The sequence below is a fragment of the Frankia sp. BMG5.23 genome, from assembly GCF_000685765.2.
Taxonomy (GTDB): domain Bacteria; phylum Actinomycetota; class Actinomycetes; order Frankiales; family Frankiaceae; genus Frankia; species Frankia casuarinae.
In genome coordinates this window covers 1-1374 of sequence record NZ_JDWE01000160.1, presented here as the reverse complement: position 1 = coordinate 1374, position 1374 = coordinate 1, and the positions used below count along the sequence as shown (strand labels likewise).

The 1374-nt window shown below is 68.2% G+C and carries 1 pseudogene; it reads left to right on the top strand.

Features of this window, described 5'->3' with window-relative positions:
• Window positions 1-254: 254 nt before the first annotated feature.
• Window positions 255-1244, top strand: a pseudogene (locus tag BMG523DRAFT_RS24010) (IS5 family transposase).
• Window positions 1245-1374: the final 130 nt, after the last annotated feature.

Genomic DNA, 1374 nt, shown 5'->3' with positions numbered 1-1374 from the left:
CCCAAAAGTCCCTGCGCCGGCCTGACCCTCTACGGAGTCCTCCGCACCCTCCAGGCCCTGCTCGCCGTCTGGACCGGCGCCTGCCCCACCTGCCAACGACCCTTCANCCNCACACCCANCGTCACACAACACCTATCCGGAGTCACCTATCCGGAGTCACCTAACGAAGTCCTGCTAGAGCCTGTTCCGGGTTCGGATCACAGGCGGGATGATCGCCTTTCGTGTTCGGGTGCTCCGGCTGGTAGCACGGTTGTATGACTCGTGGCGACCTGACCGACGGTGAGTGGGAGCTGATCGAGCCGTACCTCCCGCTGGGGGCCTCCGGGCTGATCCCTGACCTGCGCAGCTACGTCAACGCGGTGATGTGGAGGTTCCGGACCGGCAGTCCCTGGCGGGACGTGCCCGAACGCTACGGCTCCTGGTCGACGATCTACGACCGGTTCCGGCTGTGGGCGCAGGACGGGGTCTTCCAGACCCTCATGGACGCGATGATCACCGAGGCGGCGGCGCGCGACGATGTCGATCTCAGCCTGGCCAGCGTGGACTCCACCGTCGCCCGCGCGCATCACCACGCGGCGGGCATGGTGGTCGACCCGGATCTCCTGGTCGACCTGGAGAAGGCCCTGACGGAGGAAAAGGGGCTTCAGAAACCGGGCAAAACGACTGTGTGACCGAGGCGCCCGAGGGTGGTGAGGAAGCCGAACGGGCACGGCGCCGCGCGGTACGCCGACGCCGCAGGGCTCGGCTGACCGCCGCCGAGCTGGGACGTTTCCGGGGCGGGCTGACCAGCAAGGTGCACCTCGCGACCGACCGGCGCTGCCGCCCGCTGTCCATCGTCCTGACCCCCGGACAGGCCGCGGACAGCCCGCGTTTCCTCCTGGTCCTGAAGAAAATCAAGGTGCCCGGTCGGGCGCCCCAGGACCCGGCCGGACGCGGTCGCCGGCGACAAGGCGTACTCCTCCCGCGCCAACCGCGCCCACCTGCGCGCCCGGAAGATCCAGGCGGTGATCCCGGAGAAGGCCGACCAGAAGGCCAACCGCAAGAAACGCGGCAGCCCCGGTGGCCGCCCGGTCAGCCACGACGCCACGCTTTACAAGGACCGCAACACCGTGGAGCGCAGCATCAACAAGATCAAGGAATGGCGGGGTCTGGCCACCCGCTACGACAAGACACCCGAAAGCTACGCCGCGGGACTCCACCTACGCGGATCCATCCTCTGGCTACGCAGCCTCCCGACCCCATGATCCGAACCCAGAACAGGCCCTAGTGCTGGTTGGGTGCACCCGTCAGCCGCCGGTTCGACCGCCAAGCAGTGGACGGTAGGTCCGATCGCCTCGGTCATCGACCATGTCCGGGATGCCGTGACGCGGCGGG